At 72.6% G+C, this 7,967-nt stretch carries 9 protein-coding genes and 1 tRNA gene; 6 read left to right on the top strand and 4 right to left on the bottom strand.

What is annotated here, in order from left to right; translation table 11 throughout:
- The coding region (locus I5E_RS11640) for a hypothetical protein (RefSeq protein WP_441294329.1) at positions 1 to 574 on the bottom strand (574 nt) is incomplete at its 3' end.
- Positions 575 to 621: 47 nt separating this feature from the next.
- A complete protein-coding gene (locus I5E_RS11635; protein ID WP_022907144.1) occupies positions 622 to 1,071 on the bottom strand; it encodes a MarR family winged helix-turn-helix transcriptional regulator in 450 nt (149 codons plus the stop codon).
- A gap of 133 nt (positions 1,072 to 1,204) precedes the next feature.
- On the opposite strand from I5E_RS11635, the gene I5E_RS11630 reads away from it, so the two are divergent.
- Positions 1,205 to 2,398 carry an MFS transporter gene (locus I5E_RS11630; RefSeq protein WP_022907143.1) on the top strand — a complete coding sequence of 398 codons (1,194 nt, stop codon included), beginning with the start codon at positions 1,205 to 1,207 and terminating at the stop codon, positions 2,396 to 2,398.
- A 316-nt stretch (positions 2,399 to 2,714) separates the two neighbouring features.
- Here the strand turns inward: I5E_RS11630 and I5E_RS11625 are convergent.
- Positions 2,715 to 2,804, bottom strand: a tRNA-Ser gene (locus I5E_RS11625).
- Between the two features lie 514 nt (positions 2,805 to 3,318).
- On the bottom strand, positions 3,319 to 3,600 hold the full coding sequence (locus tag I5E_RS11620; RefSeq protein WP_022907142.1) for a hypothetical protein: 282 nt from the start codon (positions 3,598 to 3,600) through the stop codon (positions 3,319 to 3,321).
- Between the two features lie 119 nt (positions 3,601 to 3,719).
- On the opposite strand from I5E_RS11620, the gene I5E_RS11615 reads away from it, so the two are divergent.
- From I5E_RS11615 to I5E_RS11595, 5 genes are all read left to right on the top strand, one after another.
- The gene (locus I5E_RS11615; protein ID WP_022907141.1) at positions 3,720 to 4,154 is read left to right on the top strand and encodes a DUF1810 domain-containing protein; all 435 of its coding nucleotides are present in this window, start codon (positions 3,720 to 3,722) and stop codon (positions 4,152 to 4,154) included.
- Positions 4,155 to 4,266: 112 nt separating this feature from the next.
- The gene (locus I5E_RS22760) at positions 4,267 to 4,917 is read left to right on the top strand and encodes a GntR family transcriptional regulator (RefSeq protein ID WP_022907140.1); all 651 of its coding nucleotides are present in this window, start codon (positions 4,267 to 4,269) and stop codon (positions 4,915 to 4,917) included.
- Positions 4,918 to 5,092: 175 nt separating this feature from the next.
- Positions 5,093 to 5,554 carry a MarR family winged helix-turn-helix transcriptional regulator gene (locus tag I5E_RS11605; RefSeq protein ID WP_022907139.1) on the top strand — a complete coding sequence of 154 codons (462 nt, stop codon included), beginning with the start codon at positions 5,093 to 5,095 and terminating at the stop codon, positions 5,552 to 5,554.
- 285 nt (positions 5,555 to 5,839) lie between these two features.
- Positions 5,840 to 6,703, top strand: a complete 864-nt coding sequence (locus I5E_RS25490; protein WP_022907138.1) for a hypothetical protein — start codon at positions 5,840 to 5,842, stop codon at positions 6,701 to 6,703.
- A 74-nt stretch (positions 6,704 to 6,777) separates the two neighbouring features.
- The gene (locus I5E_RS11595) at positions 6,778 to 7,926 is read left to right on the top strand and encodes a low temperature requirement protein A (protein WP_022907137.1); all 1,149 of its coding nucleotides are present in this window, start codon (positions 6,778 to 6,780) and stop codon (positions 7,924 to 7,926) included.
- Positions 7,927 to 7,967 lie beyond the last annotated feature (41 nt).

The following is a 7,967-nucleotide window of genomic DNA, read 5'->3' as shown; positions in this document are numbered from 1 at the left end:
CGCGGTAGCCCTGCTCGTCGGTTGAGGCCATCACGCCCATTGACACCTCGGCGTCCCGGCCGAGCCGCTCGTGGACGGCGTCCTCGAGGGCCGCCGCGAACGCCACGAGCCCGGCACGGTCGCGGCTCCGGAGCGACTCGAGGTCGATCTGCACGCCGCGCAGGTGTTCGTCGGACGCGAGGTCCGCCAGGCGCCCGGCGACCCGCGACCGGTTCCCGGCATCCGACAGCAAGGCGGTGCCGACCTCGGGCGAGAAGTCGCCGATCGACTCCGAGAAGTTGCTGACGAGCAGTTCGGGAGCGGCTCCACCGTCCTCCGCGGTCCGGGCGAGTGCGCCGACGCCGGCCGGCAGGTCGTTCAGCCCGGCGCCGTCGTCCGTCACCGTGACGCCGTCGATCCCGATCGTCGCCGCACGTCCGGACGCGTCCGAGACCGTGGCCGCGGACCCGTCCCCGGGTTCGACGTACGCCTCGACGGCGAGGTCGGCGTCGGATGCCTGCGTCGCGGCGCAGCCGCCCGTGACCATCGCGACCACGACCGCGATCCCGACCACGAGCCCCGTCCGCCGCACCATCCGCTCACCGTAGCGTGCGGGGCGGAGCGGGCCGCGCCTCCCTGCCCTCAGACGGAGGCGCCCTCGAGCCGGTCGACCGCGACGGCGAGCTCCTCGAGCTCGGGGACCCCGCGCGCTTCGGCCAGCGCTTCCTCGAGCGCGGCGGCGTGCACGGGCGTGGCCTCGTCGAGCAGCCGCTGACCGGCGTGCGTGAGCTCCGTGTAGAGCCCCCGACGGTCGTCGGCGCAGAGCACGCGGGTGAGGAGCGCGCGCTCCTCCAACCGGTTCACGAGCCGGGTGGTCGCGCTCGGGCTCAGCGCAGCCGCGCGGGCGAGCTGCTGCATGCGCATGTGGAAGCCGTCCTGGCGGCGGAGTGCGTCGAGCACCGTGAACTCGACGACCGACAGGTCGACCGCGCGGAGCGCCCGCTCGAGCCGCGCCTCGATCAGGCCGTGCAGGGCGGCGAGGGTGCGCCATCCGTGGGCGCGGACGGCGACGGACGAGTCGTCGACGGACATGGGTGCCTCCAGGTGTGCTTCCGGGCAGGATCAGTTGCTTGCGCGGATACCCCGCGTGTGCAACTATCAATGTCCCGCGTCTGCAACAACCAGCGTACGCGGGCCAGCTGCACCGCACAACGGAAGGACATCCATGCCCGCGGGACTCATCGCCCTCGCACTCGGCGGATTCGGCATCGGCCTGACCGAGTTCGTCATCACCGGGCTCCTGCCCGAGGTCGCCGCCGACTACGGCGTGACCGAGACCACCGCCGGGTGGCTCGTGACCGGGTACGCCCTCGCCGTCATCGTCGGCGCCCTCGGACTCACCGCCGCGACCACCAGACTCCCCCGCAAACCGGTGCTCATCGGGTTGCTCGTGCTGTTCGTGATCGGCAACACCCTGTCCGCCGTCGCGCCGGTGTACGGCGTGATGATGCTCGGTCGGGTGATCGCCGCCCTCTGCCACGGGGCGTTCTTCGGCATCGGCTCCGTGGTCGCGTCGAACATGGTCGCGAAGGAGAAGCGGGCGTCCGCGGTCGCTCTGATGTTCACCGGGCTCACCGCCTCGAACGTGCTCGGCGTCCCGTTCGGCACCCTCCTCGGCCAGGCACTCGGCTGGCGCGCCACGTTCTGGACCATCGCGGCGATCGGTGTGGTCGCGCTCGTCGGCGTCGCCGTGCTCGTCCCGACCGTCCGCTCGACCGATGCAACGGTCCCCTCGCTCCGCCGGGAGCTCGGCGCCTTCCGCTCCGGCCAGGTGTGGCTCTCGCTCGGCATCACCGTGCTCGGCTACGGCGGGATGTTCGGCGCCTTCACGTACATCGCGTACACACTGACCTCGGTGTCCGGGTTCTCGTCGAGCGCCGTGCCGTGGCTGCTCATCGTGTTCGGCGTCGGGCTGTTCGTCGGCAACTTCGCGGGCGGCAAGCTCGCGTCCCGGTCGATCGACGGCACGCTGCTCGTGGTGCTCGTCGTCCTCACGGTGGTGCTCGCCGTGTTCGCGGCAGTGGCAGCCTCGCCCGTGCTCACCGTGATCGCACTCGTGCTCATGGGGGCGTTCGGGTTCGCCACCGTGCCGGCGCTGCAGACGCGGGTGATGCAGTACGCCGACCACGCACCGACCCTGGCGAGCGGGGCGAACATCGCGGCGTTCAACCTCGGGAACGCACTGGGCGCCTGGATCGGCGGCCTCACGATCGCGGCGGGGCTCGGCTACACGTCGCCGATCTGGGCGGGCGCCGGGATCACCGCGGCCGCCGTGGTGCTCACCGCCGTCGCCGCGGGCGCGGCGCGTCGCCACCACGCGCGCGGCGCGGTGTCGACGGGCAGCGTCGCGACCGTCTGACGCGCGGGCGCGGGGCGCTGGCGCGGGGCGCTGGGCGCGGGGCGCTCCGCGAGGTTTCGTGAGCAGGAATGGTCGGGTCACGTGCGCACACCCGACCGTTTCTGCTCACGAAGTTCGCGGCCGTCACGGCGCACCCCCGCATGGACGGGAGGTGCGGTGCGGGCTGGCACCGCGCCTCGCGTCCGGCGGTGGTGGCGCCGCGCACTCGAGTGCCCGGTGCTCCCGGTGTTCCCGGTGCCCCTCGGTGCTCCCGGTGTTCCGGTGTTCCTCGGGAACGACAAAACCCCGGTCGAGGAGGACCGGGGTTTCGATGCCGCGGAGACGGAGGGATTTGAACCCTCGGTCCCCTCAAAGGGGACTCCACCTTAGCAGGGTGGTGCACTCGGCCGGACTATGCGACGTCTCCAAGCACTCTCGCGAGCGCTCCCACCACCATACAGGAGGTCGGGCACGGTCTCGACACCGTCCTTGCGCCGAGCCCACAGTAGGGTCCCCCGAAGTGGGGACAGCCGGAGGTTGTCCGCCCGTACCCCGGTCAATAGCATCGTCGAGGCGCGGCCATCACATTCCGGGGTCCACCCCGTCGCCGCGACACAGCACCGACGTCGCTCCTGGGCGGCGAGCCCGACGCGCGCCCGATCGCGCGAGGCTCAGACCGAGGAGTGACCAGGGGGCGCGGCCCACCACCGCGCCCCCGCTCTCGGTCTCCGTCTGGTGCGGCCCGCGTTCGTCCGGCTCGTTCCCGGCTGCCGGCGCACTCCCGGCTCCGGCGCGCTCCCGGCTCCGGCGCGCTCCCGGCTCCGGCCCGCCTGTCGTTTCGCGCTCACCGACATCTCACGGCCCGGAACGCCCGTGAACTGTCGGTGAGCGCGAAACCTCGGCGCACAGCCGTGCGCACAGGTGCCTGCGCGCGGGAGCGCTCAGGCGGCCGCCCGGAACCGCTCCGGCAGCGCGATCAGGGCGTCAGCGAGCTCGACCAGCACCGCCGCACACTCGTCGAGCGCATCCCGCTCGGCCGCCACGGTCGCCCGATCCGCCAGCACCCGCCGCTCCCGCCGCGCGACCACGGCGTCGATGCCGTTCGCCAGCGCCACCTCGTCCGTGAAGAACGCGTCGAGCACGGCACGCTGCGACAGGAGCCAGTCGGCACTGACCGCCGCACCGCTCCGGCGCAGCCACCACGAACCGATCTCGACGAACACACCACCCTCGGTCGCGCACGTCCGCAGCCAGGCGACGTCGAACCGGTCCGCACTCCGGGCGACTCGCTCCTCGTCGTGGACGGCACCACCGTCCGCTACGCGTGGGGCGACGTGGTGCGGTGAGCGAGGACCCGCACGACCTCGAGCGGTTCGTCCGCGCCCAGCAGGGGGTGTTCGACACCGCCGTCGCCGAGCTCGGCCACGGCCGGAAGTCCTCGCACTGGATGTGGTTCGTGTTCCCGCAGCTCACCGGCCTCGGCCGCTCGCCCACCGCCCAGCAGTACGCGCTCGACGACCTCGGTGAAGCCCGGGCGTACCTCGCCCACCCCGTCCTCGGCCCCCGGCTGCTCGAGGCGTCCGCCGCTGCCCTGGCAGCACCGGCACGGTCGGTCGACGAGCTGTTCGGCGGTGTCGACGCGATGAAGCTCCGGTCGTCGATGACCCTCTTCGCCGAGGCCGCGACGGACCCCCGGCCGTTCCGGGCGGTCCTCGACCGGTGGTTCGGCGGGACCGCGGACCCGGTGACGCTCCGGCTGCTCCGACCCCACGACTGACCCGCTCCGGGCCGGGCGGGACACCGTTCACATATCAGGTACGGTGAACGGTGCGCCCGCACCCACCGGTGCCGAGCAACCGACCCGATGCCCCGATCCCGGAGGAACCCGCATGCCGGTCCCCAGCAGTGCACCCACCGAGCACCAGCTGCTCCGCGACACCGTCCGGTTGAAGATCCACGCCGCGATCATGGACGGCACGCTGGAGCCCGGCGAACGGCTGAACGACGACGAGCTCATCGCCTGGCTCGGCGTCTCCCGCACCCCGATCCGCGAGGCCCTGAGCCAGCTCGCCCGCGCCGGCCTCATCGAGATGGCACCGAACCGGTACACCCGCGTCACCACCCCGAACCCGGCCGAGGTGGTCGAGGCGCTGCAGACCCTCGGCGTCCTGTTCGGCGGGGTCGTCCGACTCGCGGTCCCGCGGCTCGGTGCGAACGCGAAGAAGAAGATCCTCGCGCAGCTCGACGCCACGATCGCGGACTACGAGGCGCACGACGTCGCTGCGGTCAACCGTGACGCCCTCGCCGTGTTCGCCCGCTACGTCGAGGAGTGCGGCAACGAGAACCTCCAACGCGTCTGCCGGGACACCATGGACGGTCTCGCGTTCCGCCTGCGTCTGCCGAACCTGGACGAACTCGTCGACTGGGACCGGATGACGGCGGACTTCCGACGACTGCGCGAGGCCACGGCGTCCGGCGACAACATCGAGGCCGAGCTCGCGACCGAGGCCATCCACCTGCTGCCGGGCGAGAAGCGCTGACCTCACCTGAGTCCCCGTACAGGAACACGCCCGTCCCGCACTCGCGAGGCGGGCGTGACCCGTTCCGGACGGTCCGTGCCGGAGCCTCGCCCAGCCGCTCGTCGCTCCCAGTCACACGGTCCGGCGAGCCGGTAGCATCGCCCCGACCACCCCGTCGACCGCCACGGAGCACCGCATGAGCCACCGTCAGCCGGACCGCACCGAGATCGCCTCGCGCCTCGCCGCCGCGGTCGGCCGGATCAACCGACGGGCCCGGTCCGACTCGGCCGCGCTCGGGTACGGCATCGTGTCCGCGCTCGCGACGATCCAACGCGAGGGACCCCTGCGCCCCGGCGACCTGTCGCGGATCGAGGTCGTCACGAAGCCGACCATGACCCGCATCCTCACCGAGCTGGAGCAGCGCGGGTTCATCGAGCGCGAAGCCGACCCGCGGGACGGTCGCGCCTTCATGGTGACGGCCACACCAGAGGGTGCCGCGGCGGTCGAACAGGCACGGTCCACGCGCACCGGCATCGTCGCCGAGCTCATCGCCGACCTCCCCGAGGCGGACGTCGACGCCATCGCCGCCGCACTCGACGCACTCGAGCGCGTGGCCCAGGGCGAGCGCACCCAGGAAGCTCACACCTCCGCTCCGTGATCCGGTCGTTACCGAACCGTTACCAACGGGTGGACGGACGGTTCTGCCAGCCAAACTGGACGGTGTGCCCAGCAACACCGGTCATCGTGGCGGCTTCGCCCCGCGGCGGCCACCCCCACGGCCGCACGTCGGCGGACGGACGGGCCCCACACCACCGTCCGGTCCTCCCCCGGCTCGCGAGCCCCTGACGACGGACGTCGACCCGTCCACCCCTGCGCGCTCCCCCATCCCCCGCACGCAGCGTCACGCGGCACGCACCCCAGAGTCGGCCGACCACCGGAACCGATGACAGGACGCAACACCGACCTCCCGACCACCACGGCCTCGACCAGACGTGAGGCCCTGAACTCCCCCACCCGGCGACTCCGTCGTGCGCTCCGCCGCCCCACCACGCTCATCGTGGGCGGAGCCGCCGTCCTCGCCGTCGCCGGAGGCATCGCCACCGTCGGCACGCAGCCCGCGATCGGCGAGGCCCTCGGCATGCCGACCGCCAGCGCCACCGCGGCACCGGCCCTCGCCGGCACCGCCCTCGACCGGGCGCAGGCCGCAGCGACCATCGCCACGGCCGAGACGGTCGTCGACGCGGCGAACGACAAGACGGACACCGCGACGCTCGAGCGCCGGATCGACGCACTCGACGACTACCGGTCGCTCTCCGGCGCCGCACTCACCTCGCGGATCTCCTCGACGGTCGACGCCACCACCGAGGTCGCGGACGCCAGCGCCGTGCAGGACAAGCGCGACGCCGACGCGAAGACGGCCGCGGCCGCCGCCGCGAAGCGCGCCGCAGCCGAACGGGCCGCCGCAGCCGAGGCCGCTCGGAAGCAGGCGGCCGCGAACACGGTCGCCGGTGCGAAGGCGACCGCGAGCTCGATGGCCTCGTCGAAGTACGGCTGGGGTGCCGACCAGTTCCAGTGCCTCGACAACCTCTGGACCAAGGAGTCCGGCTGGAACTACCAGGCCGTGAACGCGAACGGTGGCGCGACCGGCATCCCGCAGGCGCTCCCCGGCTCGAAGATGGCGACGATCGCCTCGGACTGGCAGACGAACGCGACCACCCAGATCACCTGGGGGCTGCAGTACATCAACGACGCGTACGGCACGCCCTGCGCCGCGTGGGCGCACTCGCAGGCGTCGAACTTCTACTGAGTCGACGCGCTGCACCGACGACGAACGGCCCCGGGTCCTGCACCCGGGGTCGTTCGTCGTGTAGGCATGCGCACGTGACCACCATCGGACTCCGCCGCATGGCGCCGCGCGACCCCACCGAGGACCACCGCGCCGCCAGTCCCCTCGAGCTCCTCTTCGACCTCGTCTTCGTGGTCGCGGTCGGGTTCGCCGCGACGAACCTGCACGAGATCGAGGTCGAGGGGCACGTCTCGTCCGCCGTCCTCGCGTACGCGTTCGTCTTCTTCGCCATCTGGTGGGCGTGGATCAACTTCACCTGGTTCGCGACCTCGTTCGACACCGACGACTGGCTCTACCGGGTGATGACGTTCGTGCAGATGGCGGGGGTGCTCGTGCTCGCCGCCGGGGTGCACGCCGTGATGGTCGAGGGGTCGACCACGATCGTGGTGCTCGGGTACGTCGTCATGCGGCTCGCGCTGGTCGGGCAGTGGCTCCGGGTCGCCGTCTCATCGCCGCGGTTCCGGCGGACGGCGCTCCGGTACGCGGCCGGGATCGTCGTGGTCCAGGTGCTCTGGGTGCTCGCCCTCCTCCTGCCCGACGACGTCGCGCTCGGCGTGGTCCCGGTGCTCGTCCTGCTCGAGGTCCTCGTCCCGCCGTTCGCCGAGGCCGGCGCGCAGACGACCCCGTGGCACACCCGGCACATCGCCGAGCGGTACTCGCTGTTCACGCTCATCGTCCTCGGCGAGGGGCTCGTCGCGTCGGCGAACGCGGTCATCGACGGCATCGCGCACGCCGACCACCTCGGCTCGCTGCTGGTCCTGGCCGCGTGCGGGCTCGTGATCGTCGCCGGACTGTGGTGGATCTACTTCTCCCGCGAGCAGCACGACCGCATCCGCTCCCTGCCGACCGCGCTCGTGTTCGGCTACGGCCACTACCTCGTCTTCGCCGCGGCCGGAGCGCTCCCCGCGGGCATCGAGGTCGCGGTGAGCGCGGACGCGGGCGAGGCCGACCTGTCGCACGCGACCGTCGCCGCGACGATCGCGGTGCCGGTCGCCCTGTTCGTGCTGTCGATCTGGGCGTTGGCGCTCCGCCCGTCGCTCAGTCTCCGGTGGAACGTCGTCGTCGTGGTCCTCGCCGTCGCGGTGCTCGCGAGCATCGCCGTCCCGGCGGCGTCCCTCGTGACGACGGCCGTCCTCGTCGCCGCGGTGGTCGTCGTCCTCGAGGTGGCCGACCGTCGGCCGTGACCCGACGCCGGACCCGCGGGTTCGTGCCGTGGACGGCACCA

Source organism: Curtobacterium sp. B18, from assembly GCF_000333375.1.
Taxonomy (GTDB): domain Bacteria; phylum Actinomycetota; class Actinomycetes; order Actinomycetales; family Microbacteriaceae; genus Curtobacterium.
The sequence above is the reverse complement of the archived record's forward strand: the minus strand, read 5'-3'. Positions and strand labels throughout refer to the sequence as shown.

Excerpts from the sequence above, each read along its gene's own strand:
- I5E_RS25490 (WP_022907138.1), top strand. The coding sequence starts at position 5,840 with ATGACAGGACGCAACACCGACCTCCCGACCACCACGGCCTCGACCAGA.
- I5E_RS11605 (WP_022907139.1), top strand. The coding sequence starts at position 5,093 with ATGAGCCACCGTCAGCCGGACCGCACCGAGATCGCCTCGCGCCTCGCC.
- I5E_RS22760 (WP_022907140.1), top strand. The coding sequence starts at position 4,267 with ATGCCGGTCCCCAGCAGTGCACCCACCGAGCACCAGCTGCTCCGCGAC.
- I5E_RS11635 (WP_022907144.1), bottom strand. The coding sequence starts at position 1,071 with ATGTCCGTCGACGACTCGTCCGTCGCCGTCCGCGCCCACGGATGGCGC.
- I5E_RS11630 (WP_022907143.1), top strand. The coding sequence starts at position 1,205 with ATGCCCGCGGGACTCATCGCCCTCGCACTCGGCGGATTCGGCATCGGC.